The sequence below is a fragment of the Mesorhizobium sp. CNPSo 4670 genome (assembly GCF_057784235.1).
On the sequence record NZ_JBWJFQ010000003.1, the window covers coordinates 90,642 to 116,573 of the forward strand.

Annotated in this window: 23 protein-coding genes; 13 read left to right on the forward strand and 10 right to left on the reverse strand. The window is 65.0% G+C overall.

Translation table 11 applies throughout. The features are described 5' to 3' along the window. Positions 1 to 38 precede the first annotated feature (38 nt). Together dinB and AC0ZT5_RS06765 are read left to right on the forward strand one after the other, a co-directional pair. Positions 39 to 1,286, forward strand: coding sequence for a DNA polymerase IV (gene dinB / locus AC0ZT5_RS06760; RefSeq protein WP_488495783.1), 1,248 nt, complete (start codon positions 39 to 41; stop codon positions 1,284 to 1,286). 127 nt (positions 1,287 to 1,413) lie between these two features. Beyond that, entirely contained in the window at positions 1,414 to 1,755 is a 342-nt protein-coding gene (locus AC0ZT5_RS06765; protein WP_210334021.1) for a hypothetical protein, read from the forward strand. Between the two features lie 70 nt (positions 1,756 to 1,825). On the opposite strand, the gene AC0ZT5_RS06770 is transcribed toward AC0ZT5_RS06765, so the two are convergent. The 8 genes from AC0ZT5_RS06770 to AC0ZT5_RS06805 form a co-directional block, all read right to left on the reverse strand. Continuing rightward, a complete protein-coding gene (locus AC0ZT5_RS06770) occupies positions 1,826 to 3,427 on the reverse strand; it encodes an FGGY-family carbohydrate kinase (RefSeq protein ID WP_488495784.1) in 1,602 nt (533 codons plus the stop codon). A gap of 151 nt (positions 3,428 to 3,578) precedes the next feature. Further along, entirely contained in the window at positions 3,579 to 4,304 is a 726-nt protein-coding gene (locus AC0ZT5_RS06775; RefSeq protein WP_488495785.1) for an SDR family oxidoreductase, read from the reverse strand. Positions 4,305 to 4,326: 22 nt separating this feature from the next. Beyond that, on the reverse strand, positions 4,327 to 5,580 hold the full coding sequence (locus tag AC0ZT5_RS06780; protein ID WP_488495786.1) for a sugar ABC transporter permease: 1,254 nt from the start codon (positions 5,578 to 5,580) through the stop codon (positions 4,327 to 4,329). Beyond that, positions 5,577 to 6,398, reverse strand: a complete 822-nt coding sequence (locus AC0ZT5_RS06785; protein ID WP_488495787.1) for an ATP-binding cassette domain-containing protein — start codon at positions 6,396 to 6,398, stop codon at positions 5,577 to 5,579. Before AC0ZT5_RS06785 ends, AC0ZT5_RS06780 begins: the two co-directional genes overlap by 4 nt. A 146-nt stretch (positions 6,399 to 6,544) precedes the next feature. Continuing rightward, positions 6,545 to 7,621 (reverse strand): ABC transporter substrate-binding protein, encoded by a 1,077-nt coding sequence (locus AC0ZT5_RS06790; RefSeq protein ID WP_488495788.1) that lies wholly within the window; start codon positions 7,619 to 7,621, stop codon positions 6,545 to 6,547. 250 nt (positions 7,622 to 7,871) lie between these two features. Beyond that, complete coding sequence (locus AC0ZT5_RS06795; protein WP_477226813.1) at positions 7,872 to 8,756, reverse strand: helix-turn-helix domain-containing protein; 885 nt, start codon at positions 8,754 to 8,756, stop codon at positions 7,872 to 7,874. A 345-nt stretch (positions 8,757 to 9,101) separates the two neighbouring features. Further along, positions 9,102 to 9,677, reverse strand: a complete 576-nt coding sequence (locus AC0ZT5_RS06800; protein ID WP_488495789.1) for a hypothetical protein — start codon at positions 9,675 to 9,677, stop codon at positions 9,102 to 9,104. A 9-nt stretch (positions 9,678 to 9,686) separates the two neighbouring features. Further along, positions 9,687 to 10,088, reverse strand: a complete 402-nt coding sequence (locus AC0ZT5_RS06805; protein ID WP_488495790.1) for a L,D-transpeptidase family protein — start codon at positions 10,086 to 10,088, stop codon at positions 9,687 to 9,689. Between the two features lie 294 nt (positions 10,089 to 10,382). Between AC0ZT5_RS06805 and AC0ZT5_RS06810 the strand changes: the two genes are divergently transcribed. Further along, a complete protein-coding gene (locus AC0ZT5_RS06810) occupies positions 10,383 to 11,714 on the forward strand; it encodes an APC family permease (RefSeq protein WP_488495791.1) in 1,332 nt (443 codons plus the stop codon). 1 nt (position 11,715) lies between these two features. Here AC0ZT5_RS06810 and AC0ZT5_RS06815 read toward each other — a convergent pair whose 3' ends face one another. Continuing rightward, positions 11,716 to 12,498: a helix-turn-helix transcriptional regulator gene (locus tag AC0ZT5_RS06815; protein WP_488495792.1), complete on the reverse strand. Its 783-nt coding sequence runs from the start codon at positions 12,496 to 12,498 to the stop codon at positions 11,716 to 11,718. Positions 12,499 to 12,638: 140 nt separating this feature from the next. Between AC0ZT5_RS06815 and AC0ZT5_RS06820 the strand changes: the two genes are divergently transcribed. Further along, positions 12,639 to 14,075 (forward strand): amidase, encoded by a 1,437-nt coding sequence (locus AC0ZT5_RS06820; protein ID WP_488495793.1) that lies wholly within the window; start codon positions 12,639 to 12,641, stop codon positions 14,073 to 14,075. 23 nt (positions 14,076 to 14,098) lie between these two features. On the opposite strand, the gene AC0ZT5_RS06825 is transcribed toward AC0ZT5_RS06820, so the two are convergent. Then, positions 14,099 to 15,289, reverse strand: coding sequence for a Gfo/Idh/MocA family protein (locus AC0ZT5_RS06825; RefSeq protein WP_488495794.1), 1,191 nt, complete (start codon positions 15,287 to 15,289; stop codon positions 14,099 to 14,101). A 126-nt stretch (positions 15,290 to 15,415) separates the two neighbouring features. Here AC0ZT5_RS06825 and AC0ZT5_RS06830 point away from each other — a divergent pair, with 126 nt between their 5' ends. The 9 genes from AC0ZT5_RS06830 to AC0ZT5_RS06870 all read left to right on the forward strand — a co-directional run bounded on the left by AC0ZT5_RS06830 (position 15,416) and on the right by AC0ZT5_RS06870 (position 25,892). Continuing rightward, positions 15,416 to 16,303: a MurR/RpiR family transcriptional regulator gene (locus tag AC0ZT5_RS06830; protein ID WP_488495795.1), complete on the forward strand. Its 888-nt coding sequence runs from the start codon at positions 15,416 to 15,418 to the stop codon at positions 16,301 to 16,303. A gap of 78 nt (positions 16,304 to 16,381) precedes the next feature. Beyond that, complete coding sequence (locus AC0ZT5_RS06835) at positions 16,382 to 17,164, forward strand: SDR family oxidoreductase (protein WP_095091302.1); 783 nt, start codon at positions 16,382 to 16,384, stop codon at positions 17,162 to 17,164. Beyond that, a complete protein-coding gene (locus tag AC0ZT5_RS06840; RefSeq protein WP_488495796.1) occupies positions 17,161 to 18,699 on the forward strand; it encodes a mannitol dehydrogenase family protein in 1,539 nt (512 codons plus the stop codon). The genes AC0ZT5_RS06835 and AC0ZT5_RS06840 overlap by 4 nt, the downstream gene beginning before the upstream one ends. Before the next feature lie 38 nt (positions 18,700 to 18,737). Further along, the gene (locus AC0ZT5_RS06845) at positions 18,738 to 19,652 is read left to right on the forward strand and encodes a sugar phosphate isomerase/epimerase family protein (RefSeq protein WP_488495797.1); all 915 of its coding nucleotides are present in this window, start codon (positions 18,738 to 18,740) and stop codon (positions 19,650 to 19,652) included. A 163-nt stretch (positions 19,653 to 19,815) separates the two neighbouring features. Then, positions 19,816 to 20,865 carry an ABC transporter substrate-binding protein gene (locus tag AC0ZT5_RS06850; protein ID WP_488495798.1) on the forward strand — a complete coding sequence of 350 codons (1,050 nt, stop codon included), beginning with the start codon at positions 19,816 to 19,818 and terminating at the stop codon, positions 20,863 to 20,865. A gap of 213 nt (positions 20,866 to 21,078) precedes the next feature. After that, a complete protein-coding gene (locus tag AC0ZT5_RS06855) occupies positions 21,079 to 22,653 on the forward strand; it encodes a sugar ABC transporter ATP-binding protein (RefSeq protein WP_488495799.1) in 1,575 nt (524 codons plus the stop codon). Then, positions 22,650 to 23,624: an ABC transporter permease gene (locus AC0ZT5_RS06860; RefSeq protein WP_488495800.1), complete on the forward strand. Its 975-nt coding sequence runs from the start codon at positions 22,650 to 22,652 to the stop codon at positions 23,622 to 23,624. Before AC0ZT5_RS06855 ends, AC0ZT5_RS06860 begins: the two co-directional genes overlap by 4 nt. Before the next feature lie 88 nt (positions 23,625 to 23,712). Beyond that, the gene (locus AC0ZT5_RS06865; RefSeq protein WP_488495801.1) at positions 23,713 to 24,699 is read left to right on the forward strand and encodes an ABC transporter permease; all 987 of its coding nucleotides are present in this window, start codon (positions 23,713 to 23,715) and stop codon (positions 24,697 to 24,699) included. A 527-nt stretch (positions 24,700 to 25,226) separates the two neighbouring features. After that, positions 25,227 to 25,892 carry a hypothetical protein gene (locus AC0ZT5_RS06870; RefSeq protein ID WP_095091773.1) on the forward strand — a complete coding sequence of 222 codons (666 nt, stop codon included), beginning with the start codon at positions 25,227 to 25,229 and terminating at the stop codon, positions 25,890 to 25,892. Positions 25,893 to 25,932: the final 40 nt, after the last annotated feature.

The window sequence follows — 25,932 nt, forward strand, 5'->3', positions numbered from 1 at the left end:
TGTTCCTGTCTATCAGCAACTGCGGATGTGCGGTCGGGATGGAAACGACAGCCACCATCCTGCATGCCGATCTCGACGCCTTCTATGCCTCGGTCGAGCAGTTGCTCGATCCGTCGCTGCGCGGCAAACCTGTTGCGGTGGGCGGCGGTGTCGTGCTTGCCGCCTCCTACGAGGCGCGCGCCTTCGGGGTGCGCGGCGGCATGCCGGGGCGCAAGGCGCGCGAGCTCTGCCCGCAGCTGATCTTCGTCTGTGGCAATTTCAGCGACTACCAGCGTCTGGGCGACGCCGCGATCAAAGTGCTCGACGACTTCACGCCAGTGGTCGAGCGCATCTCCATCGACGAGGCCTTTGCCGATGTCGCCGGCTGCACACACCTGTTCGGATCCCCGCAAGAGATCGCCACGACCATCCGCCGCCGCGTCCGTGCAGAGCTCGGCCTGCCGATCTCGATCGGCGTGGCGCGCACCAAGCATCTGGCCAAGATCGCCTCGCAGGTCGCCAAGCCCGACGGACTGGTGGTGGTCGACCCCGGCACCGAGATCGCCTTCCTGCACCACCTGCCGGTCGGCCTGATGTGGGGCGTCGGCCCGGCGACAAAGGCGCGGCTGGCCGAAATCGGCATCGAGACCATCGGCCAGTTGGCCAGGACGCATAGCGGCGCGCTGACGCGGCTGCTCGGTCCCGCCGCTGGCGAAAAGCTGTCGGCGCTGTCATGGAACCGCGACCCGCGCAAACTGGAGACCAGGCGTCGGGCGCACTCGGCCGGCGCGCAATCGGCGCTCGGCCAGAAGCCCGCTATTGCGCGGGTCATCGTGCCCACTTTGCTGCATCTGGCCGACCGCGTCGCCAGTCGGCTGCGCGCCAAGGCTAGGCCCGGCCGCACGGTGACGGTGCGCGTGCGCTTTGCCGATCTCAGCGCGGTGACGCGCTCAATCACGCTCGACCAGCCGATCTCGGCGACCACGATGCTGGCCGAAATCGCCGGCGACCTGGTGCGCGGCGCGCTTGCCGACCACCCGTACGAGAAGACGATCTCGCTGCTGGCGATCTCGGTCTCGCATCTCGAGGAAAGTGCCGAGTTGCAACTCGAACTGCCGCTCGGCCTCGCCGACGAGAAGCACAGGCCGGGCACGCTGAAAGGCCTGGCACGCTTCGGTGCCGACCGCGCCATCGACAAGATCCGCGAGCGCTTCGGCAAGCAGTCGGTCGGCTACGGCACTGTGGCGCTGGAGGCCGCACGCTCGGTGCCCGACGAATTCAGGGAATTGGCGCAGAAGGAGCTCTGAGGGCAGCCGAAGCCATTCGTGCCCTGCATATGACCGCGCAAGTTGTAACTGGTAGCGGCAAAGAGTGACTTGATTTCAGGCCCTGGCTATTCGAGTAAGGTGTAGCGGCCACAAGCCATGGAATGCGATGTTCACAGCCTTCATCGTTTGCGCGTCAGTCACAGCTCTCAGCGCGGTCGTCAGTCTCGGTTTCTCCTTGGCTGCCGCCATGAACGAAACCGGCAACGCCCGCACGATAGCATTGTACGGTTGTGCACGCAGCGTGGCTTTGGTGGTCGCGAGCGCCGTGCCATTTTTCACAGGTTCGACGGAATGGCTTGAAGCCATCGCCTGGATAATGATCCTTGTGCAGGCCGGGGATGCGGTCATAGGTGCCACGATCGATGATCGGATGAAAACGTTCGGCCCGGCCAGTGCATCGCTCGCCAACCTTCTTGCCCTACTATGGCTCATCCAGTCTGTTCAATGAGACGACGACACACAGCCTAAGCGCACGTGTGTTCCTCTGCCATTCAACGCCATCCTTGTGGCTGCCTGTTTCAGCCCCTGATCGCCTTGCCGGCCTGCTGCAACAGCTCAAACGCCGCGAAACGCTTGGCGTGCCAGCCAGCCAGCGATGCGTCGGGATGATAGACCTCGCCGAGTTCCGACATACCCGCCATGGCCGTTACCAGCTCCTTGTAGGCGCCAGCGGCGACGGCGCCCAGCATCGCCGAGCCGAGAAGCACCGGCTCCGGCGAGGTCGACGCCACCACCACCATCCCAGTGGTATCGGCAAGCAGCTGGCGCACCAGTGGGCTTTGGCCGGCGCCGCCGCTGACGACGATAGTGTCGACGGGGATGCCCTTGTCATGCTCGGCCCGCACGATCTGGCGCGCTCCGTAGCCCAGCCCGCAGACGCCGGCGACATAGAGCCCGACCAGGCTGTCGAGGCTGGTGTCGAGATCGAGCCCGGCAATCAGCGCGCGCGCATCCGGGTCGGCGAAAGGCGCGCGGTTGCCGAGGAATTCCGGCACGACATGGATATCGCCGGCCAGCGCCGGCGTCGCTGCGGCGCCCCCACGGCTTTGTGCCTGCAGCGACAGCCAGGCGCTGAGGCCGAGCCCCTCGGCCTGCGCTGTGGCCGCCGCTTCGCCGGCCGCCGGGTGCATGCACACCAGATGGTCGATGGCCGCGCCTGCCGCCGATTGACCGCCCTCGTTCAGCCACAGCCCCGGCACCATGGCCGAGAAATACGGACCCCAGACGCCGTCGACGAAGGCCGGTTCGGCGGTCGACGACAGGGTGCAGGCCGAGGTACCGAAGACATAGGCCATGCGCGACAGGACACTGCCGAAATCGCCGCGCGCCCCGACCGTGCCGACACCGCCGGCATGCGCATCGATCAGCCCGGCCGCCACCGCGGTGCCGGGGGCAAGGCCAAGGTCGGCCGCCGCCTGCGCGGTCAGTCCGCTGCCGAGCGATGCTCCCGCCGGTACGATCTCGGTGCCGATGCGCGCAAACGCCTCGTCGGCCAGCGCGCCGAGGCCGATGTTGCGGAAATAAGTCTCATCCCAGCGGCTCTCATGCGCCAGATAAGTCCATTTGCAGGTCACCGTGCAGACCGAGCGGGCAAGGCTGCCGGTCGCCCGCCAGGTCAGGAAATCGGCGAGGTCCAGGAACTGCCAGGCTGCGTTGAAGGTGGCGGGCATGTTTTCCGCCAGCCACAAGAGTTTTGGCGTCTCCATCTCCGGCGAGATGACACCGCCGACATACCTCAGCACCGCCGCGCCGCTGCGGTTGATGCGGCGCGTCTGCTCGATCGCGCGGTGATCCATCCAGACGATGATGTTGCGTTCGGGATTGTTGGATGGGCCGACCGGCAAAGGCGCGCCGCCCTCGCCCAGCACCACCAGCGAACAGGTGGCATCAAAGCCGATGCCGGCGATCGCTTCCGGCGCTATGCCGGCCTGGGCGACGGCGGCGCGGGTGGCAATGCACACCGCCCGCCAGATGTCGTCGCTCGACTGCTCGACGATGTCGCCGGGCTCGCGCCAGACCTCGATGTCCTGCTTGGCCGAGACGAGCAGGTTTCCCGCCTGGTCGAACACCCCGGCCCGCGCGCTGCCGGTGCCGACGTCGATGCCGAGATAGTGAGGCATGGGGGAACCTTTGGTTTAGCGAATAGCGAATAGCGAATAGCGAATAGCGAATAGCGAGGTAAGTCGTTGATTCTCGGATGGAAACCAACTTCCTATCCTATCAATACTCCTCTTCCCTCTTCGCTACTCCCTACTCCCTATTCCCTACTCGCTACAAATCATTGCTTTGCGGCAGGATCACCAGATCCCGGATCGTCACGTTGCGCGGCCGGGTCAGCATGAACATCACCGCCTCGGCGACCTCGCGCGGCTGCATCAGGCCGCCGGCGGCGAGCTCTTCCTCAAGCTTGGCCTTCGGCCAGTCGTCGACCAGCGCGGTCACCACCGGGCCCGGCGCCACCGCACCGACGCGCAGGCCGTGCTTGGCCACCTGCCTGCGCACCGTGTGGACGAAGGCCTGCACGGCGTGCTTGGACGCGGTGTAGATCGGCTCCCAGACCACCGGAACCAGTCCGGCGATCGAACTGGTGACGATGATGTCGCCGGTCTTGCGCTCGACCATATGCGGCAGCACCGCGTGGATCGAGCGGAACACGGCGTTGATGTTGAGGTTCAGCATGCGGTCCCAGGTGTCGGGATCGCCGGTCAGCACCTCGCCGCCGACATAGGCGCCGGCATTGGCATGGAAGATGTCGAGCTGCCCGGCCTTTTCCAGGATCTGCGGCATCATGGTGGCGACGCTTGATGGCTGCATCAGGTCGATCACCAGCGGGATCGCCTTGGGGCCGAGTTCGGCGCACAGGCTGTTCAGCGTCGCCTCGGCGCGGTCGACCAGCACGACGCTGGCGTCCGCCGCCAGCATGTATCTTGCGCATTCGAGGCCGATCCCCGACGCCGCCCCGGTGACGGCCGCAACTTTTCCGGACAGTTGAGTCATATCTCTCTTCCTGTTGATGGGTTCAGGCCCGGCCATGGGAAACACGCGAACGGCGGGCCAGCGAGTCGACGATGACTGCGATGGCAAGCACGGCGCCTGTGATCATGTACCGAAGCGACGAGGACAGATCGAGCAGCGTCAAGCCGCTGGCGATCGACTGGATGACGATGATGCCGAGCAGTGCAGAATAGGCGCTGCCGCGGCCGCCGAACAGGCTGGTGCCGCCGATGACGGCCGCCGCGATGGCGTTGAGATTGACGTCGCCGGTGCCGGCCTGTTGGCTGGCCGAGGCAAGCCGCGCCGCCGACAGCACGCCGCCGAACGCGGCCAGCATCGAGCACAGCACGAAAGCGCTGGAATAGATCAGCCGTACATTGATGCCGGCGCGCCTTGCCGCCTCGCGGTTGCCGCCGACCGCCGACATCGAGCGGCCCCATTTCGTCCGCGTCAGCGCGTAGTGCATGGCAATGACCAGGCCGACGAACAGGCCGAACATCCACGGGATGCCGCGCGCCTGGTTGAGATAGAAGACGATGAGTTCGAGCACGATCGTGATCGCCACCGCCCGCGTGACGATGCCGCCGGTAGAAGGTGCCGACAAGTTGGCGGCGCGGCGGCGCGCAACGGTGCGCAGGCCGGTGACCAACATGACGATGCCGGGCACCGCCGCCAGCCCGAACGACATGAATTTCGGCATCACCAGCAGCTGGCCGAAATCCACCAGGTTCGAGCCGTAAGGCAGGTTGATCGAGCCGGTGGAGCCGAGGATGTAGAGCTGCAGGCCAAGCACCGCCAGAAGGCCGGCCAGCGTCGAGACGAAGCTCGGCATGCCGAGCCTATTGAACAGCAGCGCGTAGAGCGCGCCGATGAAGCCGCCCACGGCGACCGCGGCCAGGATGGCGAGCGCCACCGGCCAGCCCTGGTTGACCCACAACGTGCCGACCAGGGCGGAGGCAAAGCCGCTGATCGAGCCGACCGACAGGTCGATCTCGCCGACCATCAAAACGCAGACGATGCCGAGCGCGATGACGCCGACGGTGGAGGAATCGAACAGCAGGTTGACCAGGTTGCTGCTCGACAGGAAGATCGGATTGATGCTGGCGAACACCGTCCAGATGATAACCAGCCCGACGATGACCGGCAGCGAGCCGAGGTCGCCCGAGCGCACGCGGTCGACGAAGGCGCGGATACTGCCGCTCAAGCCCGCCTCGTGCTTGACGCGCACGTCTGCGCGGTCGAGCTGCGGCGGAGCTGCCTGTTCCACTTGACGGCTCATAGGCGTGGCTCCTGGATTTGATCCTGTCGCGCCTGCCGGCGCTCGGCGCGCCGCGACACCGAATTGTTCGACGCGCCGGTGATGGCGCTGACCAGCTCCTGGTTCGAGGCGTCTGGGGTGAAGATACCGTTGTTGCGGCCAAGCCGCAGCACGACGATGCGGTCGGCGACGGCGCGCACATCCTCCATGTTGTGGCTGATGATGACGACGCCGAGGCCGCGGTCGCGCACCCGCTCGATCAGGTTGAGCACTTCCGCCGTCTGCGCGACGCCAAGCGCCGCCGTCGGCTCGTCGAGCAGGATGAGCTTGGGTTCGAGCAGCAGCGAGCGGGCGATCGCCACGGTCTGGCGCTGGCCGCCCGACAGCGACGCGACCACTTCGCGCACACTGGGGATGCGCGCTGACAGCTCGTTGAGCAGCGTCCAGGCGCGCACTTCCATCGCCACCTCGTCCAGCCGCAGCGGGTTGAGTTCGCGGCCGAGGAAGATGTTGGCGACGATGTCGAGGTTCTCGCACAGCGCCAGGTCCTGGAACACGGTGGCGATGCCGAGCGTCAGCGCCGCACTCGGGTCGGCCAGCGTCACCTGCTTGCCGCGATAGCTGACGGTGCCGGAGCTCGGCTGATGCACGCCGGCCAGGATCTTGACCAGCGTCGACTTGCCGGCGCCGTTGTCGCCGACCAACGCCACCACCTCGCCGGCATGGACATCGAGATCGATGTCGGTGAGCGCCGAGACGGCGCCGAAATTCTTCGAAATGCCGCGCAGGCTGAGCACCAGCTCGCCTGTCGGAACCGGTTCGTCCGGGGTATCGATCATGCCTGGAATACCTTTCAAGAAAGGACCGGTCAAAAAAGCGGGTGGGCGCTGCCTGGCCGCCGCCGGAGCCTGTTCCACCCCGATGCATTCGGGGTGGGGCTCAGCCTATTGTTCGGCCAGGCAGCGGGACGGGGCAAGGGTCGCGGTCAGTTCCCGATGCCCAGCTTCTTGCAGCCTTCCGCGTAGCGATCGACGCAGAGTTCGGCCGCGGAGTTGATCTTCTTGTCGATGATCTCGGCCTTCAGGTTTTCCTGCGTCACCACCACCGGCGTGAACAGCTGCGAGGGCGTATCGTACAGCGTCATCTCGGCCTTCGGCGTCTCGCCCGAAAGCAGCTTGATGGCGACGTTGGCAGCGGCCGCCGCCACGATCTCGCTCGGCTTGGAGATGGTATTGTACTGGTCGCCGGCGATGATCAGCTGCAAGGCGGCGATCGTCGCGTCATTGCCGGTCACCGGCGGCACCGGATCGACGCCGGCTGCCTTGAAGGCCGCGATCGCGCCACCACCGGTGCCGTCATTGGCGGCGACGACGCCGAGGATCTTGGGCCCGAAGCGGGTGATCTGGCCGCCGGCCCATTGCTGCGCCTTCGGCGGCGCCCATTCCGGCGTGTCGTATTCCGCCAGGATCTGGTAGCCGCTGTTGTCGAGGCCTTCATGGATGCCCTTCTTGATCAGGCCTGCCGCCGCGTCGGTCGGTGAGCCGTTGATCTGCAAAACGCCACCCGTGGCCGGATCGACCTTGAGCGCCTTCAGATGCGCGACCAGCGAGTCGGCGATAGCCTTGCCGATGCCCTCATTGTTAAACGAGACATAGAAGTCGGCCGGTGCGGTGGGGATCGGCCGGTCATAGGCGATGACCTTGATGCCCTGGCTCTGCGCCAGCTTGACCAGGGAGGCGGCGGCGGTCGAGTCCACGGGATCGAGCACGATCGCCTTGGCGCCCTGCGAGATCACCGAGTTGAACTGCTGCTGCTGGCGCGAGGCGTCGGCATCGGCGTTCTGGTAGAGCACCTTGCAGCCCGGGCACAGCTTCTTCATCTCGGCGGCAAAGCCGGGATAGTCATGCTGTTCGTAGCGGGTCGAGGCCTGGTCGGGCATCAGGAAGGCGACGGTCGCGTCGGTAACCTCGGCGGCCCTTGCGATCGCGGCGGTGCCGGCCAACAGCGACAGCGCAATTGCTGCCATGCCGGCGGACTTCAATGAAGATGAAAATCGGGTCATTCGGTCTTCTCCGTTTCTGGATATGGTTGTAAGAAGGTCGTTGACTGCTTTGTTGCGAAGACACGCCTCCGCCCTCGCCCCAACTGCAATTGGGAACCAGGGCCCGGCGCTGGCCTCGTGGCCGCGCCGACATCCTCCTCTGACGAAGGATTTCAAGGACAAGCGCTCTCCATCGCGGACCGCGCTATGCGGGCCACGTTGTCAGGCGAAAAATTGTGGTTCCTCCCTTGGTTCCTCCCTGGCTCCTCCGTTAAGCGGCTTTTCCCGCGTTGATGTTGTCGGCCAGCAGGCGCCTGAAACGAGAGGGCGGCATGCCCTTCTCCGCCAGGAACTGCCGGTTGAAATTGGACAGATTGTTGAAGCCGACCTCGTAGCAGATGTCGGTGATCGAGGCCTGCTCGTCGCTCATCAGGATCTGGCAGGCGAGGTTGATGCGCAGCCGCTTGACATATTGCACCAGCGACATGCCGGTGTGGCGGCGAAACGATCGTGAGAAGGCGCCGGTCGACTGGCCGGCGATGGCTGCCAGATCCGTCTCGTCGAACAACTGCGTCAGGTTTTCACGGATATAAGCCAACGCCTTGTTCATGCCGGCGGTCATATAGCCCGAGGGATCGGGCCGGTAGCTGGCGCTGGCCAGCAGCTGGAATTCTTGGGCCCGGCTGAGCAGGCCTGATATCATCATGAACAGCTCAATGCGACGCACGCCTTGCGCCTGCATCATCTCTTCCATCAGCGGCGCCAGCTCCTTGCTGGTGCGGCTGGAAAACAGCACGCCGCGCCGCGACGCCTCGAGCAGTGGCCCGAGCCCCGCCAGTTCCGGCAGCACATGCATGGCGTCGCCGATGAAGCTTTCCGAAAACTGGATAATGCGGCCGCGCAGCGGGATCGAGCTGTCCCTCGGGATATCGCTGACCCAATTGTGCGGCAGGTTGGGCCCGGTCAGCACCAGATTGCCCGGCTCGAATTCGCCGATGAAGTCGCCGACGAAATAGCGGCCGTTGGTGAAGATCACCTGATGCAGTTCATATTCGGGATGGAAATGCCAACGCACCGTGTGGAAGGGGTAGCCATGCGACCACGCCTTGAAGGACTCACCGCGTCGTATCTGGACAACTTCCAGGTCCGGTTCCATGTCCGTTTCCTCCGGGCCGGCACGGATCGTTGCCGCGTTCGGCCCACATTCCCTAAACCGGCCGAGTTGGTTTCGGCTCTGCATTTCGAGACCACGCTACCGGCTCATGACAGCAGGCGCCACCACGATTCAGGGCAACGGATGATACTTTTTTAACCGGGATAGGGACACGGAAAGGCAATATTCGGGCAGGATGGGATCAGCACGGCTGACGGCAACGCGCATGGTTCAAGCCGAGGCAACTGCCCCTGTTGACCTGCCCTCCCAGCCCATCCGCCTCAGATCAAGCCACGCAAGCTGGGTCAAAGTCGCCCTCGTGCGCGACCGCCGTAAGCGGAAACCTCCTCAGTCCGTCGCCGACATGACGACGAAGTCCTGGCCGGAGCGGCTGTCGGGGTGAAGCGGCGCGTCGGTGAGCACCATCACCATGCCCGGATGCATCCTCGCCTGCATGGCGTCGAGGAAGCTCTGTTGCGTGCTGAGCCGCTTAAGCATGTCCTGCTCGCTGTTGAAGAACGAGCCGGAACTGGCGCTGCGGCTGATGTCGACCCATTGCCAGTCGTTGGCGGCTCCCGCCACCTGCAAAGTCAGCACATGGCTGCCAAGTCCGCCGGAGCCGGTGATGGTCAATGGCGCCTGCGCGACGACCACGCCGTTCTCGATCAGCATGATCTGCTTGTCGCCCGACGAGGCGATGATTGATGTGACCGGGAAATCCTCCGGCTCGACCCAGTCGGCGGCGCGCTTGTGGCCGTCCTTGGAAGCGACGACGTTCTGGAACTGCCCGGCCGCGTAGCCGCCCAGCACCATTCCGGGATTGGTCAGTTCGGCCGGATCGCCGCGCGCGCCCGAAATGATGACCGGCGTGCCGATGTGGATGATGCCGAACAGATTGCTTGAAAAGGCGAGCGGCAGCCGCACGCAGCCATGCTAGGCCGGATAGCCCGGCAGTTTGCCGGCATGCAGCGCGATGCCCGACCATGTCAGCCGGTTCATGTTCGGCATCGGCGCATCATTGTAGGTGCTCGACTTGTGGTCCTTGTCCTTTTGGAGAATGACGAAGATGCCGGTCGGCGTCTCATGCCCGGGCTTGCCGGACGAACAGGTCGAGACGGCTATGCGCACGCCGTTGCGATAGACGTGCACGCGCTGCTGCGGCAAGGAGACGATGATGGCGACCGGCCCCTTCTTCTGGCGTTCCGGATGCCAGGTGAACTCGCCGGGCTTGAGATCCTTGATGTCCTGAAGCGTCTCGCTGGCGAAGCTTCGTGCCACCGGCAACAACGCCAGCACGCCGGCGCCAACGACCAGATGCCGTCTGTCGAACCTCATGCCGCCCCCCTCGTCATGACCAGCCATCAGTCTAGAGTCTTTCCGGCCCGGATAGAAGCGGTCATGTTTGCCTCTCAGGAGACAGCCAGGCGAACCGGCCGAGCACGGCGCGCCGGCTGGCCGGTGAGCCACGGTTTCGCATAACACTTTGGGGTTATGGTCGCCGCGCGCCGGCTAAGTCATCCTTCCTTCATCTTCAAGAAATGCGAACGGAAGCCTGCGCGGACAGTTCGATCTCAAGCCCGCATCGGTCTCCGGAAAAGCATCGGACACATCTTCCCCGGAGGCGGAACAATGAAAGACACTGTCAAACTCGACCGCGCGCTCGGACTCTGGTCCGTCGTGCTTTTCGGCCTGGCCTACATGACGCCGATGATCGTCTTCGGCACCTTCGGCGCGCTGGCGGCGACAAGCCAGGGTACCACCGCGATGGCCTATCTCGTCGCGGCCGCGGCCATCCTTCTCACCGCCATCAGCTACGGCGTCATGGCACGCGTCTATCCCGTCGCCGGCTCGGCCTATACCTATGCCCGCCGCTCGATCAACCCCAGCGTCGGCTTCCTCGTCGGCTGGGCGGTCCTGCTGGATTATTTCTTCCTGCCGATGGTGATCTGGCTGATCGGTGCTGCCTATCTCACCTCCGCCTTTCCCGCGGTTCCGGCCTGGCTGTGGATCGTCGGCTTCATCGCGCTGACCACGCTGGTCAATGTCGTCGGCATCGCCTTCGCCAACCGCGTCAACTTCATCCTGATGTTGGTGCAGCTTGGCGTGCTTCTCGCCTTCCTGGTGCTGGCCGCCCGCTATGTGGTGGCGCTGAACGGCCCCGGCGGCCTCGTCTCCGTCACGCCTTTCTTCAAGACCGGCGTGCCCTTCTCGGCCTCGGTCGCGGGTGCGGCAATAGCCGCCTACTCCTTCCTCGGCTTCGACGCCGTGTCGACGCTGACCGAGGAGACCAGGGATGCGCGCCGTACCATGCCGAAGGCGATCCTGATCATCGCGCTCTCCGGTGGCCTGATCTTCATAGCATCGGCCTATGTCACCCAACTCGCCCATCCGGGCGCGGATTTCGCCTCGGTCGACGCCGCCGCGACCGAAATCGCCAGAGCCATCGGCGGCGACCTGTTCGTCACCATCTTCCTGGCAACGCTGGTCGTGGCGCAATTCACCTCCGGCCTTGCCGCACAGGCCAGCGTCGGCCGGCTGCTCTACGCCATGGGGCGCGACACCGTGCTGCCGACCTCGTTCTTCGGCAACCTGCATCCGAAATGGCACACGCCGATCCTCAACCTGATGCTGGTCGGCGCCGTCGGCCTTGCCGCGCTGACCATGGACGTCACCACCTCGACCTCATTCATCAATTTCGGCGCCTTCCTCGCCTTCACCGCCGTCAACGTCTCGGTGATCGCGCTCTATCTGAAGCGCGACCAGCAGGTCCATCCGCTCGGCGTGCTGATCGGGCTGGTCATCCCGGCGCTGGCGGCGGTCTGCGACCTCTTCCTGCTGTGGAACCTCGACGAGAACGCAAAGGTCCTCGGCCTCGTCTGGCTGGCGGTCGGCGTTGTCTACCTCGCCTACCTCACCAGCTTCTTCCAGGTCGCGCCGCCGGAAATGGACTTCGCCGAGTGATCTAGGCGAGGAAAAGCCGGAACAGTTCCGCCTGGCTCGAAATGGCCAGCTTGGAATAGATCTGCCGGCGATGCACCTTGACCGTGTTGGGCGACAACGAAAGGACCGCGGCGAGCGAGAGGTTGGAATGTCCCTTGAGCACCAAAGTGACGATTTCAAGCTCGCGCCGGGTCAGCAACGGATGCTCGATCCTCGCCGCGGTGCCAGCGTTCTTGAGGTCGAGCGAGCGGCCGGGTACATGAAACCAGTTTCGCGCCGCAAGCGCACAGACAATTGGCGCGGCGGATCTGAGCCATTCCAGCTCGTCCGCGACAAAAACGGGCGCCGCACCGGTTCGCGACAGCGACAGGACACCGGCAAAGTCGCTTTCCAGCTTCAGTACGAAACCGATCTCATCGACGATCTCGGTCGTTGCGTAGTGCTGCCGATGATATTCGCTTTGCAGAAAATCGTCCGGCGCAAGCTCCCGCATCACGATCATCCGCTCGGTGCCGTCGCTGCGAACCGCATCGTAGAACGGGTCGAGCACAAAGGCCCCGGCAAGGTAGCGGTCGACGATGATCGAGCGCGCGGCCACGATTTTCTCATTGTAGAGGTCGAAGGCGCGACCGCCCGGCGAATAGAGAAAGCCGTTCATCATCTGGAAGGGCGCAAGCCGGCGCAGCGCCGCCGCCAGCGCATCGGGAAATCCGCGCGTGCCGATCGCGTTGGCCGCCGCGCCGAGGCCGGCATTCCAGGCATCGAAGGACGCATGCGAGCCGGCTTGTCTGGCTGCGGACTTCATCGAAACGGTAGACCTCATGCTTGCGGCGTTGGCGAGATTGCGCAGGTGCGCCCGCGCAGCACAAGCACCTATTGCATGTCACAGGTCCTTGCCGGAGGCGAAAGCCGCGCGGCATCAAAGTACTTCCGGAGACCCGAGCCATGACCCATCCGCTGGACCTGTCCGCCAAGGCGATCGCTGACGGCATCCGCTCGGGTGCCTTCAGTGCCGAGACGGTCGTGGGCGAGTCCATCCGGCGCGCCAAGGCGATCAGCCAGACGCGCAATCCCTTCGCCGTCATCCGCGAGGAACAGGCGCTGGAAGCGGCGCGCCAGGCGGACCGGGCCGTGGCGCGCCGCGAGATGACCGGACCGCTGCATGGCGTGCCATTCGCGGCCAAGGACCTGACGCCGACCGCCGGCGACCTGACGACGCTCGGTTCATGGACGCGTGCAGACTGGGTGCCGACTGAGACGGCGCTCTGCATCCGACGCCTGGAAGCCGCCGGCGCTATTCTGATGGGCAAGACGACGACGCCTGAGTTTGCCTTTTCCAGCTTCACTAACAGCCCGCGTTGGGGCGTGACCCGCAACCCGTGGAATCCGGAGCGCACCAGCGGCGGCTCTTCCGGGGGAGCGGGGGTGGCCGTGGCAACGGGCGTCGTGCCGTTCGCGGAAGGCACCGACATGGGCGGCTCGGTGCGCATTCCGGCTGCCTTCTGCGGTGTCGTCGGCTTGAAGCCCAGCCTCGGTCGCATCCCGATGACCATCCTGCCCAGCGTGTTCGACAACATCTCGCATTTCGGGCCGCTGGCGCGCAGCGTTGGCGACGCCATCGCCTTCATGGAGACGGCGGCGGGCGGCAGCGACGAGGACATCGCCTCGCTGCCGCTTGAATTCGACGGTTCGGCGGCGCGGCGAGAAGGGCTCGAAGGCAAGCGCTTCGCGCTGTCGATCGACCTCGGCTACTACGCCATCCAGCCGCAGGTCGAAACGGTCATCCGGCAGGTGGTCGCCGAAATGCGCAGGGCGGGCGCCGTCGTCGACGAAGTGCCGATGGGTTGGACGCGCGCGGTCAACGACGAATGGTTCGATCTCTGGTGCGTCTTCATGTCGGCCTTCTTTGGCGGCGAGCTCACTGAGCATCGACACCATATGGACCCATCGGTCGTGTCTATGATCGAGCGCGGGCTGGCGATGAACGCCACCGCCTACAAGCGGGTCGAGCTGTTGCGCACCTCGATGTGGCGGGACATGGCGTGCCTCTTCGAACGTTACGATGCTCTGCTGTGCCCGACCTGCGCCATCACAGCGCCGGCTGTGACTGAGACCGATGACGATTATGCCGCGACGCTGCCCGATGGCCGCTTCAAGGGGCTCGACCTGACCTGCCCCTTCAACATGCTGCCGCAATTGCCGGCGCTGTCGCTGCCCGCCGGATTTGCCGCTGACGGGCTGCCGGTCGGCCTGCAGATTGTGGGGCGGCGCTTTGCCGATGAGCAGGTGCTGTCCATGGCGGCGGCGGTGGAAGCACGGCTGGCCGCCGCCGGCCTCAATGCGCCACCGATGGAGCCAGCGGGCCGGTCGCTGGACCGTTGAAGGAGCGATGGGGCGTCATCGTCTCATCCTCGCCCAAATCGCGCCGGCGTCCACGCTCCATCAGCCGCATTCGACTCCACCGCCGCCGCGACGAACTTCACGCCGCGCGCGCCGTCGACGACATCGGGCACTTGCGCCGCGCGGGCCGGATCGACCGCCGCGCCCGAGCGATGCGCGCGGATGATGTCGGCGGTGTCGCGATAGAAATTGGCGAAGGCCTCGATGTAACCTTCAGGATGCGCCGCTGGCATGCGCGACACCCGCCGGCTCTCTTGCGTCGAGCCATGGCCGCCGCGCACGAGCGTACGGCTTTCCTCGCCGTAGATGGAGAAGCGCAGTTCCTCCGGCCGCGCGCCCGACCATTCCAGCCCGGCTCTATCGCCATAGATGCGCACGGACAAATCATTGTAGTGGCCGGGCGATGTCTGGCTGGCCAGGATCGTGCCGCGCGCCCCGCCCGTCCAACGCACCAGCACATGCGCATTGTCGTCGAGCCGGCGCCCCGGCACGGCGGTGAACAGGTCGGCCGACACCGCCTCGGCCTCGCAGCCAGATATGTAGCTCGCCAAATTGAAGGCATGCACGCCGATATCGGCCAGCACCGCCGACTGCCCGGCGCGCGCCGGATCGGTGCGCCATTCCGCCTGCTTCTGGCCTTCGGCGTCGATCGGCCTGGTCAGCCAGTCCTGGATGTAGGCGCCATGCACGGACACGATGCGCCCGAGTTCCCCCGCCGCCACCATCTCGCGCGCCTGGCGGACCATGGCGTAGCCGGTGTTGTTGAGGGTGACGACGAAGCGGCGCTTTTTCGCCCGCGCCAGCGCCACCAGCGCTTCGGCGTCGGCCAGTGTGGTCGACAGCGGCTTGTCGCAGATCACGTCGATGCCGGCCTCGAGGAAGGCTGTAGCGATCGGCGCGTGCAGATGGTTGGGGGTGACGATGACGACGGCTTCGATGCCGTCCGGCCGCGTGGCTTCGGCCTGCGCCATCACGCGATAGTCGGCATAGCTGCGCTCCGACACGATGCCGATCTCGGCGGCCGATACGGCGGCGTTCTCCGGGTTGGATGACAGCGCGCCGGCGACCAGCACGATCTGGTCGTCAAGCCGCATGGCCAGCCGGTGCACGGCGCCGATGAAGGCATTGCGGCCGCCACCAACCATGCCGACCCGCAAGCGTTGGCGTGTCGAGCCGTCAGATGTTGCATAGACCATGATTCTTCAAACTCCTCCGGACAGGCAACTTCAGACGGCTTGCAAGCCGATGACGCCACCAGCGCTTTCGAACACGATTTCCAATTTCCATATTGTAAAACGATCGTGCCGCGCTAGCCTGAAATCATGAGTGGGGCAGGCAAAACATCGGGACGGTCCGTTGCCGACGAAGCGGCGACCCGCAAACGCGGACGCTCACTGGCGGCGCTCGGGTACATCCAGCCGCAGACCTATGAGGAACTGCGCGCGGTGCTGTCGTCCGGCACCGTGCATTTTCCCAAGCGGCTGCGCCAGGTCGCGATCTTCCTGTGGCAGCATCCAAGCGATGTTGCGCTCGGCACGATCGCGCAGGTGGCGGCACAGGCCGGCGTGCAGCCCTCGACCCTGGTGCGCTTCGCCCAGATCTTCGGCTATGCCGGCTTTTCAGATTTCCAGAACCTGTTCAAGGACCACGTCAAGGGGTCGTGGCCGGAGGGACGCGGCGAGCAGCGGACCGAACCCAACGCCGATCTGCATTTCTTGCACGGCATGGTCGCCGCCTCGCAGGCCTCGCTTGGCCGCGTCGAAAGCGGTTTCGACATCGAGAGTTTCGAGAAGATGGTGACGCTGCTGGCGGCCGCCGACCTGATCTATGTCATCGGCTCCAAGCGCGCCTTCCCCGTCACCACCTATCTGTCGCTGACGCTCTCGCAGCAGGGCGTGCGCAACGTGCTGGTCGACAATGTCGGCTCCACCGCGCTCGACCAGGTCGGCTGCATCGGCAGGCAGGACGCCGTGCTGGCGGTGTCCTTCAGCCCTTACAATTCGATCACCCCGGACCTCGTCGCGGTGGCACATGAGCGCGAGGCCGGCATCGTCACCATCACCGACAGCACCTTCAGCCCGCTGATCCGGCTGTCGGACACTTGGCTGGAGGTGGTCGAATCCGACTTTGCCGGCTTCCGCTCGCTGGCGGCGTCGCTGGCCGTCGGCATGGCGCTGGTCCACGCAGTCGTCGCGCGCCGCGGCCAATGAGGCGCTGCTGGCACAATTGACTGCCGGGAATTGACGTTCCATATTTCGAAAAATAGAAACTTTGTTCCGGGAGGAGGAATGGAGCTTCAGCTCAAAGGCAAGGTGGTGCTGGTCACCGGCGCGACGCAAGGCATTGGCCGAGCGATTGCCGAAACGCTTGCGCGTTCGGGCGCCGGTGGCCTGCTGGTCACCGGTCGCGAGAAGGCGCGCGGCGATGCCGTGGCAGCCGAGCTTTCGCGGCTCGGCACGCCCACGGTTTTCGTCGCCGCCGACCTTTCCGACCCCGAAGCCCCTGCCCTGCTGGCGCAAGCCTGCATCGATCGCTTCGACCGCATCGATGGCCTTGTCAACGCCGCTGGCCTGACCGACCGCGCGTCCTTCCTCGATGCCGACCTCGATGACTGGGCAGCGCTGTTCGCCGTCAATGCGCGCGCACCATTTTTCCTCATGCAGGCTGCGATCGCCGACATGAAGAAGCGCGGCCAGGGCGGCGCCATCGTCAACATCCTGTCGATCAATGCCCATTGCGGCTCGCCGGAGCTCGCCGTCTACTCCGCGACCAAGGGCGCGCTGGCCACACTGACCAAGAATGCCGCCAACGCCCATCGCTTCGACCGCATCCGAGTCAACGGCATCAATGTCGGCTGGACCGACACACCGGCCGAACGCACCATGCAGGCCGAGACGCTCGGCAACGGTCCGGGCTGGCTCGACGCCGCCAAGGCCTCGCAGCCTTTCGGCCGCCTGTTCTCGACGAGCGATGTGGCGAACCTCGCCGTCTTCCTGCTTTCCGATGCGGCCGGACCGATGACCGGCACGCTGGTCGACCAGGAACAGTGGGTGATCGGAGCGAACCGGTGAGTGTCGCCCTCTCCCCCGAGACACTTGGGCCGGCGCTGCTCGCCCGGTTGCCTGCCGCCGTCCAGAAACCGGCCTATGACCGCGCGGCGCTCGCGCCGGGCATGGCGCACCTCGGCGTCGGCGCCTTCCACCGCTGTCACCAGGCCGAATACACCGACGATCTGCTGGCCAGCCATTTCGACCGCTGGGGCGTCGTCGGCATCAACATCCGGCCACCCAGCCTTGACGACACACTTGGCCGGCAAGGCTGTCTCTACACGCGGTTGATCCGCGAGAACGGCAATGTCGAGGCGCGCGTCATCGGCAGCATCATACAGGTCGTCGACAGCCAGGCGAGTGCCGGACCCGCGCTCGACATTCTGTCCTCATCCGACATCGAGCTGGTGACGACGACGGTGACCGAGAAAGGTTATTGCCACATCCCGTCCAGCGGCGAACTCGATCTCGACCATCCCGACATCGTCCACGACCTAGCCCACCCCGAGACGCCGCGCAGTGTGCCCGGCCTCCTGGCGCGGGCGCTGGAATTGCGCCGGGCGACACATGGCCGGCGGCTGACGCTGCTCTCCTGCGACAACATCCCGGCCAATGGCACTATCCTGGCCAATGTCGTGCAGGCTTTTGCGGAACGGCGCGGCAACGGCCTTGCCGACTGGATCTCGGCCAACGCCGCCTTCCCGTCGGCCATGGTCGACCGCATCGCGCCGGCGGTCACGCAAGCCGACCTCGACGGCGTCGAGCAGCGTTTCGGCTACCGCGATGCGGCGGTCGTCGTCGGCGAGCCGTTCCGGCAATGGGTGATCGAGCAGAAATTCGCCGGCCGCGTGCCGCGCTGGGATCGGGTCGGCGCCAGCTTCGTCGACGATGTCACGCCGTTCGAACATCTCAAGATGCGGGTGCTCAACGGCGCCCAGACGACGCTCGCCACGCTCGGCGTGCTGGCCGGCCTCGAACACACATTCGATGCCATCGCGGACCCGCTGCTGTTGGCCTTCGTGCAACGCATGCTTGTCGAAGAGACGCTGCCGACGCTGCTGCCGGTGCCGGGCATGGAACCGCTGGCCTATGTCGCGCAGAGCCTCGGCCGGCTGCGCAATATCGCGATCCGCCACCGCAACCACCAGATTGCCACCGACGGTTCGCAAAAGATCGTCCAGCGCCTGCTCAACCCGATCCGCGACCGCCTGAGCCAGGGCCAAAGCATCGCACTGCTGGCGCTCCCGGTCGCCGGCTGGATGGCCTATCTGATCCAGGCCTCGGCACGGTTCGGCAAACGCTGGCCGGTGTCGGACCCCTATGCCGGCAAGGTCGCCGACATATCGGACGCAACCGGCCGCGATCCACAGGCACTGGTGGCCGGCATCCTTGCCATCGACACGATTTTCGAGCCCGGCCTTGCCGCGAACGATGTGTTCCGCAGGTCCGTCACATCAACGCTCGGCGAGCTGCTGTCGGACGATCCGATGGCGGCCATCAGGCACAGTCTGGAACAGAGCGAGGCCGTACGGTTGAAGCGGCCGGTACAATCGGCATAGTAGAAATCGGTCGTGAGGCCGCGACCAGGGGAGGCATGATGAAACTTGGACTGCTCACCGCACCCTTCGCGGAGACGCCGCTTGGCGAGGTCGCCGGCTGGGCAAGCTCCGTCGGCTTCGAGGCGCTGGAAATCGCCTGCTGGCCGAAATCGTCGGGCGCCAGCCGCCGCTATGCTGGCACCAGCCACATCAACGCCGCCTCGACTTCCGCCGCGCAGGCCAGAGAGATCGTCGCCTCGCTGGCAGAGAAGAACCTCTCGGTCTCCGGCCTCGGCTACTATCCCAACCCGCTGCACCCCGACGCCGCCCACCGCGAGGCTGTCATCGGCCATCTGAAGAAGGTGATCGTGCTGGCCGCCAATATGGGCGTACCTGTGGTCAACACTTTCTGCGGTGGCGATGCCGCCAAGACCGTCGACGTCAACTGGCAGGAGGCGCTCAAGGTCTGGCCCGAAATCGTCGCCCATGCGCGCGGCCATGGCGTCAAGCTCGCCTTCGAGAACTGCCCGATGATCTTCAGCTATGACGAGTGGCCGGGTGGGCACAACATCGCCTATTCGCCGCAGGTCTGGCGCCGCATCCTGGAAGCCTGGGGCGGCGATGTCGGCATGAATTTCGACCCTTCGCACCTGGTCTGGCAGATGATCGACCAGGCCCGCTTCATCCGGGAATTCGGCCCCTACATGCTGCATGCCCACGCCAAGGACCTGATGATTGATCATGATGGACTCTACGAGCGCGGAATCCTCTCGGCTGGCATAGGCTGGCAGGTGCCGCGCATGCCGGGGCTCGGCGATGTCGACTGGAGCGGCTTCTTCTCCGGCCTCTACCGGGCCGGCTATGACGGATCCATCATCATCGAACACGAGGACAGGCGATTTGAAGGCAGCGACGATCAGGTGAAGCGGGGCTTCCTGCTTGCCCGCGATGTGCTGCGTCCGTTCGTGAAGTGACGGCGCAAATGCATGTCGCCCAAAGCGGGGAGGAGCGATTTTGGGACAGCGACATGCATGGAGCAAGAACAAGAACTTAAGGCGCGCCGCCTGAATCTCTTTCTACGCGACGCGGTTTAACGGCTTGGAACTGAACTGAAAAACAATGTGGAGGAAGTCTGAAATGAAGAAATATCTGACCATGGTCCCGCTGCCCATCATCCCACTACTTGCCGGCGCGGCTTTCCTGGCCTCGGTGGGCGCCTCGTCCGCCGCGGGCAAATACACCATCGGCATCTCCAACACCGTGCAGGGCAATGGCTGGCGCGAGGAGATGGTCTGCGCCATGAAGGCGCAGGCACTGGCCTCCGGCGAGGTCGCCAAGCTCAATATCGCCCACCGCAACACCGATGCGGCCGGCCAGCTGGAAGACATCCGCAACCTGATCAGCGCCAAGGTCGACGCCATCGTCGTCAACCCGGCCGATCCGGCCGGCATCAAGGCGGGCCTCGAGGAAGCCACCAAGGCCGGCATCGTCGTCGTCGCCGTCGACCAGGCGGTCACCGAACCGTCGGCCTACATCATCTCCAACAACCAGGAGCAGTACGCCTATCTCGGCGCCAAATGGCTGTTCGGCCAGATGGGCGGCAAGGGCGAGGTGTTCTATATGCGCGGTGCCGCCGGCGCGTCTGCAGACAGCGACCGCGACAAGGGCTTCAAGAAGGCGCTGGCCGAATTCCCCGACGTGAAGGTCGCGCAGGAAGTCTTCACCGGGTGGCAGCAGGACCAGGCCAAGCAGCAGATCCTTTCCTTCCTCTCGACGGGAACGCCGATCAGCGGCATCTGGACCTCCGGCATCGACAACGTCATCGTCGACGCGCTGGTCGAGTCGCAGGCGCCGCTGGTGCCGATCGTCGGTGCCGACAATGCCGGCTTCGTCGGCCAGTTGAGCTCGGTCAAGGGCCTCGTCGGCGCCGCGGTCACCAACCCCGGTTCGATCGGCGGCGCTGGCGTGACGCTCGCGCTGCAGATCCTCGACGGCAAGAAGCCGGCACAGCAGACCGTGCTGGTCGAGCCGCAGCTGTGGGAGAACGCCACCGACGAAGGCAAAGCCAAGCTGAAGGCCGCCGCCGACCCCTCGCTGAGCCCCGAATGGCCGGTCTCGATCTCGATCCCGGATTGGACCACCTACACCAAGGACCAGATCGTAGCCTGCAAGGGCCCCGGCGAGTAAGTCTGGGCTTTCGCTAACGGCCGTCGGTCGGCGCCGCCCCTCACCTGCCTGCCGGCATCCTCTCCCCGTATAGAGACGGGGAGAGGGACGTCGTCGCCGGCGTTGCGGACAGCTTCTCTCTCCCCGTTAACGGGGAGAGATGTCCGGCAGGACAGTGAGGGGCGGCGCTGACATTCGCAGTGATCCGAGCACGCAACCCGAGAACCACACGATTTGACCAGCAACCCGCTCCTCGACGCCACCGGCGTCGCCAAGAATTACGGCGCCGTTGCCGCGCTGCGCAACGCATCGCTTTCGGTGCTGCCGGGCGAGGTGCACGCGCTGATGGGCGCCAACGGCGCCGGCAAGTCGACGCTGGTGAAGATCCTGACCGGCGCTATTCCTGCCAATGCCGGGCGTATCCTGATCCGTGGCGAGGCCCGCGACATACGCTCGCCCGCCGCCGCCCGCCGCGCCGGCCTTTTACCCGTCTACCAGGAGCCGTCGCTGATCCCCGATCTCGACGTGCTGTCCAATCTCAGGCTGACCGGCACGCCGGTCGAGCCGTTCCGCGCCTGGGTGCGCGAACTCGGCATTCCCGATCTCGATATCCGCGACACAGCCCGCGACATTCCGCTCGCCGTGCTGCGCGTGCTCGACCTCGCGCGGGCGCTGGCCGTCGAGCCCGACGTGCTGCTGCTTGACGAGATGACCGCGGCGCTGCCCGCCAACCTTGCCGAAAAGGTGTTGGAAGTGGTGCGCCGCCAGGGCGACAGCGGCCGCGCGGTGATCTTCATCTCGCATCGCTTCGTCGAGATCTCGGCACTTTGCGACCGCGCCACCGTGCTGCGCGACGGCGAGACCGTCGGCGTCGTCGACATCGTGCCCGGCGTCGAGGAAAAGATCGTCGAGCTGATGCTCGGCACCCGCATCGTCAAGACCCATGTCGCCGCCCGCAGCGCCAGCCAGAAGGCCGCAGTCGCCCCTGCCCGCTCGCGGCTGGCCGTGCGCAACCTGCGCGTCGGCACCAAGCTCAACGACGTCTCCTTCGACCTCGCCGATGGCGAGGTCGCCGGCGTCGTCGCGCTCGAGGGCCAGGGCCAGGACGAGCTGTTCGCCGCCCTTGCCGGCTCGATCCGGCCATCGGGCGGCACCATCGAAGTCGACGGCCGGCCGGCGAAATTCTCCCACCCGATCGACGCCATCCGCGCCGGCCTCGCCTATGTGCCAGGCGACCGCGCCGAGGCGCTGGCCATGCAGCGCTCGGTGCGCGAGAACATCGCGCTGCCCTTCAGCGCCGCCCTGCGCAACTGGGGGCCGATTGCCATGCGCCAGGAGCGCGCCAAGGTGGTCAGCGCCATCGAGAGGCTGCAGATCGACACCCGCGCGCAAGGGGAAGTGCAGCGTCTCTCCGGCGGCAACCAGCAGAAGGTGACCATCGCCCGATGGATCGCCGCCGACACACGGACCCTGCTGTGCTTCGACCCGACGCGCGGCATCGATGTCGGCACCAAGCAGGAGATCTACAAACTGCTGCGAGAGGTCGCCGGCCACGGCAAGTCGGTGCTGTTCTACACCTCCGAACTGGAGGAGGTGCAGCGTGTCTGCGACCGCGTCATCGTGATCTTCGGCGGCCGCGTCGTCGACATCTTCGCGGTCGAGGAGGCCGACGAGCCGGCGCTGATGCGCGCCGCCTACGGCCTGCCGCGCGGCGCCAAGGCCGACATCGGCATTCTGGCCGACCCCCACTCTTCTTCCCCGGAGAGCACGAGTTCCTCGGATTCGAACACGCCGGGGGCGACGCCATGAGCCATTTCCTGCGCCGCCAGGGTTGGGTTGCCGGCCTGTTCGTCCTCTTCGTCGTCCTGTTCATCATCACAAAACTGATCCAGCCGGCCTATGGCAGCGGCGATTTCGGCTCGCTCGTGCGCGCCGTGCTGCCTTACGCCTTCGCCGTCGCCGCCCAGACCGTCGTCGTCATCGCCGGCGGCATCGACCTGTCGGTCGCCGCCATGATGGCGCTGACCAGCGTCACCGCCGCCTCGATGATGAACGGCGCCAGCGAAGAATACGCGCTGTTCGTGGTACCCTTCGTGCTCGCCACGGGTTTCGTGCTCGGCGCCATCAACGGAATGCTGATCGTCGTCACCCGGGTGCCCGACATCGTCGTCACGTTGGCCACTTTGTTCGTGCTGCAAGGCGCTGCCCTTTTGGTGCTCGATGCGCCGGGCGGTGCGGCGGCCGAATGGCTGAAGGCGCTGATCTCGGGCACGGTGCCGATACCCGGCCTGCCCGACGGCATCGATGCCTGGCTGCCCAAGGCTTTGCTGCTGCTCATCGTCTGCCTCTGCATCATCTGGATACCGCTCAGGCGCTCCCGCCTCGGCCTCTCCATCTACGCCATCGGCTCGAGCGAACTGGCGGCGTTCCGCAGTGGCGTGCCGGTGGCACGCACCCGCATCATCGCTTATGCGCTGTCGGGCCTGTTCGCCGCTTTTGGCGGGCTGGCGCTGACCATGAGCACCGGCATCGGCGCGCCCATTCCCGGCCCCTATCTGCTCGCCAGCGTCGCGGCGGTGGTTCTCGGGGGCGTCGCACTCGGCGGCGGCAAGGGCGGCCTCCTCGGCCCCATCGTCGCCGTCTTCGTGCTGCGGCTGGTGCGCACCGACCTGACGCTGCTTGCCATCGACCCCAACGTCACCGCCATCATCGAAGGCGCCATCATGGTCGCCGTGGTGATGTTCGGCGCCTTCATCACCATGCGGAGCCGGCAGTCATGAGCGGGCATGAAATGGGGCGTCGTGGAGCACTCTCCCCTCCCGTCAACCGAACCAACATCGGGCGAAACCAATCGCGAGCACGAGCGTCATGAGCACAACCGCGATCTCTCCCCAACCTGTCCCCTTCGGCCGCCGCGTAAAGCGCTTCATGGCCGACCGGCCGCTGATCCCGCTGATCATCTTGCTCGTCATCCTGGTAGTGATCCTGCAGATCCTGCGCCCCGGCATCGTCAACGAGCGCTGGATCGCCAACACCATCAAATTCGCCATTCCCTTGGCGATCCTCGCCGGCTGCCAGACCATGACCATGCTGACCGGCGGCATCGACCTCTCGATCGGCACTGTGGCGACGATGAGCGCCTTCATCATGGCCACGCAAATCGTCAACCAGGACCCGGCGGTGGCCTTCGCGCTGGCGATGATGCCGGCGGTGCTGATCGGCCTCGTCAACGGCATCGGCGTCGGCGTCTTCCGCGTCCATCCGCTGATCATGACGCTGGGCACCAGCCTGATCGGCACCGGCTGCCTGCAGGTCTACCAGCGCACGGTGATCGCGTCGGGCGCCAGGATCCCCGACTTCCTTGCATGGCTCGGCACCGGCCTGACTTACGGCATTCCCAACGCGCTGCTGCTGTTCGTGCCGCTGGCCGCACTCATCGTCTTCACGCTCAGCCGCACCGGCTTCGGCCGCCTGCTCTACGCCGTCGGCGACAATGAGCGCGCGACCCGCCTCTCCGGCGTGCGATACTGGCAGGTCATCACCGCGCTCTACGTCATCTCGAGCGTGCTCGCCGGCATCACCGGCCTGCTCTATATCGGCCTGATCAAGGCCCCCTCCCTGTCGCTCGCCGAACCGCTGGTGCTGCCTTCGGTGGCGGCAGCAGTGATCGGCGGCACCTCGATCTTCGGCGGCCGCGGCGGCTACACCGGCACCATCATCGGCGCACTGATCCTCACCGTGCTGACGACGCTGCTGACCATCCTGCAAATGCCGGAAGGGGCAAGGCGGATCTTGTTCGGGCTGATCGTGCTGTTCGTGACGGCGGCGTATTTGCGGATCGTGGAGGAGCGGTAGGGCGTGGGCGCGGTACCGAATGTCCACGTCACGCCGCGTTTCGGCCACAGAGGCAAGAGGCAGGTTTGCGCCGACAACGGTCGCTGTCCCCCGGCATTTTCGAACAGCCATTCTCCGTCCCTAAAGAAGACCCTTCCTTCCAGCTTTGGGCCCGCATCGCAATCCGATGGTCGCAGTATACACCTGGATGTGAGGCAGTATGTGCACCGACAGGTCAGCGATCTGCGATGGATCGAAAGACTCTTTGAAGCTTATTTGCGCTCCAGCAGCTATAGCCGACTTTGTCTCACTCCCTTGGCAAGTAGATTTCGTCCAACGGGCGATTGGCTTAGCCGGCTTTGGCCGCCACTACAAAGAAATACAAGAGTGACACCAATCGGAACTCGTGCCTTTGTTGCTGGTCCAAGAGGCAAAAAAGGGGCACTGGGATCGGCTTAAGCTAGGAAGATTCCAGCTTGCGGCCTGGCTAATTTACTGACATATTTATCTGTTTCCGAGTTTTGCACTATGGCAATTGGGGCAAAAAGATGGCCAAGGAATCTGCGAATGCCGCTTCTCCAGCAGTTAAAGCGGACGTAAATCTGATGGGTAATGCAGAGGGTAACGGGCTGAACTTCATGGCGGCCCAGGCGCGCGAGGGCGGAGGCTCCGGCGACGCTGTAGGTGTCGACAAGATACGCGATCTGTTGTTCGGCAACCAGATGCAGGACTATGACCGCCGGTTTTCCAAGCTTGAAGAACGGTTCTTGCAGCGTTTCAAGGATGTCGAATCCGAGGCCAAGCGCAATCTCGAAATGTACGAGTCAAATGCAAAGAAGCAGGTCGAATCGCTTGCGGCGCAATTGCGGAACGAAAAAGACGCACGAGCCGAGGCCGACAAGGAGATTGACCGGAACCTTCGCGAGCAAAATCAGGCACTTGAAAAGCAGGTGCGTGCGTTGTCGGATCAATTGAGCGAGCTTGAGCGCGATGTTGCGGATCGGATGAATCGAAATGATCATTCGCTGCGTGAGGATATCAAGCAAAAGAATGAAACCGTTCAGATGATCATGGAGAAAATGTTCTCCGATCTCAGCAACGTCAAGACCGACCGAAATCTTTTGGCTGGCCTGTTTGTCGAGGTTGCAAAATGTCTGAATCAGGATCCGGTCGGTAACAAGAACAACTCGGAACGCAGCTGGAAAGTGAGTTGATCGGAATTTGACGTCAACCGTCGACCCAGTCAACCTTCCT

Coding starts and splice junctions, on each gene's coding strand:
- AC0ZT5_RS06870 (WP_095091773.1), top strand. CDS start 25,227: ATGGCCAAGGAATCTGCGAATGCCGCTTCTCCAGCAGTTAAAGCGGAC.
- AC0ZT5_RS06820 (WP_488495793.1), top strand. CDS start 12,639: ATGACCCATCCGCTGGACCTGTCCGCCAAGGCGATCGCTGACGGCATC.
- AC0ZT5_RS06790 (WP_488495788.1), bottom strand. CDS start 7,621: ATGACCCGATTTTCATCTTCATTGAAGTCCGCCGGCATGGCAGCAATT.
- AC0ZT5_RS06860 (WP_488495800.1), top strand. CDS start 22,650: ATGAGCCATTTCCTGCGCCGCCAGGGTTGGGTTGCCGGCCTGTTCGTC.
- AC0ZT5_RS06795 (WP_477226813.1), bottom strand. CDS start 8,756: ATGGAACCGGACCTGGAAGTTGTCCAGATACGACGCGGTGAGTCCTTC.
- AC0ZT5_RS06805 (WP_488495790.1), bottom strand. CDS start 10,088: ATGAGGTTCGACAGACGGCATCTGGTCGTTGGCGCCGGCGTGCTGGCG.
- AC0ZT5_RS06850 (WP_488495798.1), top strand. CDS start 19,816: ATGAAGAAATATCTGACCATGGTCCCGCTGCCCATCATCCCACTACTT.
- AC0ZT5_RS06780 (WP_488495786.1), bottom strand. CDS start 5,580: ATGAGCCGTCAAGTGGAACAGGCAGCTCCGCCGCAGCTCGACCGCGCA.
- dinB (WP_488495783.1), top strand. CDS start 39: ATGGAAACGACAGCCACCATCCTGCATGCCGATCTCGACGCCTTCTAT.
- AC0ZT5_RS06765 (WP_210334021.1), top strand. CDS start 1,414: ATGTTCACAGCCTTCATCGTTTGCGCGTCAGTCACAGCTCTCAGCGCG.
- AC0ZT5_RS06775 (WP_488495785.1), bottom strand. CDS start 4,304: ATGACTCAACTGTCCGGAAAAGTTGCGGCCGTCACCGGGGCGGCGTCG.
- AC0ZT5_RS06835 (WP_095091302.1), top strand. CDS start 16,382: ATGGAGCTTCAGCTCAAAGGCAAGGTGGTGCTGGTCACCGGCGCGACG.
- AC0ZT5_RS06830 (WP_488495795.1), top strand. CDS start 15,416: ATGAGTGGGGCAGGCAAAACATCGGGACGGTCCGTTGCCGACGAAGCG.
- AC0ZT5_RS06785 (WP_488495787.1), bottom strand. CDS start 6,398: ATGATCGATACCCCGGACGAACCGGTTCCGACAGGCGAGCTGGTGCTC.
- AC0ZT5_RS06815 (WP_488495792.1), bottom strand. CDS start 12,498: ATGAAGTCCGCAGCCAGACAAGCCGGCTCGCATGCGTCCTTCGATGCC.
- AC0ZT5_RS06770 (WP_488495784.1), bottom strand. CDS start 3,427: ATGCCTCACTATCTCGGCATCGACGTCGGCACCGGCAGCGCGCGGGCC.
- AC0ZT5_RS06845 (WP_488495797.1), top strand. CDS start 18,738: ATGAAACTTGGACTGCTCACCGCACCCTTCGCGGAGACGCCGCTTGGC.
- AC0ZT5_RS06810 (WP_488495791.1), top strand. CDS start 10,383: ATGAAAGACACTGTCAAACTCGACCGCGCGCTCGGACTCTGGTCCGTC.
- AC0ZT5_RS06825 (WP_488495794.1), bottom strand. CDS start 15,289: ATGGTCTATGCAACATCTGACGGCTCGACACGCCAACGCTTGCGGGTC.
- AC0ZT5_RS06865 (WP_488495801.1), top strand. CDS start 23,713: ATGAGCACAACCGCGATCTCTCCCCAACCTGTCCCCTTCGGCCGCCGC.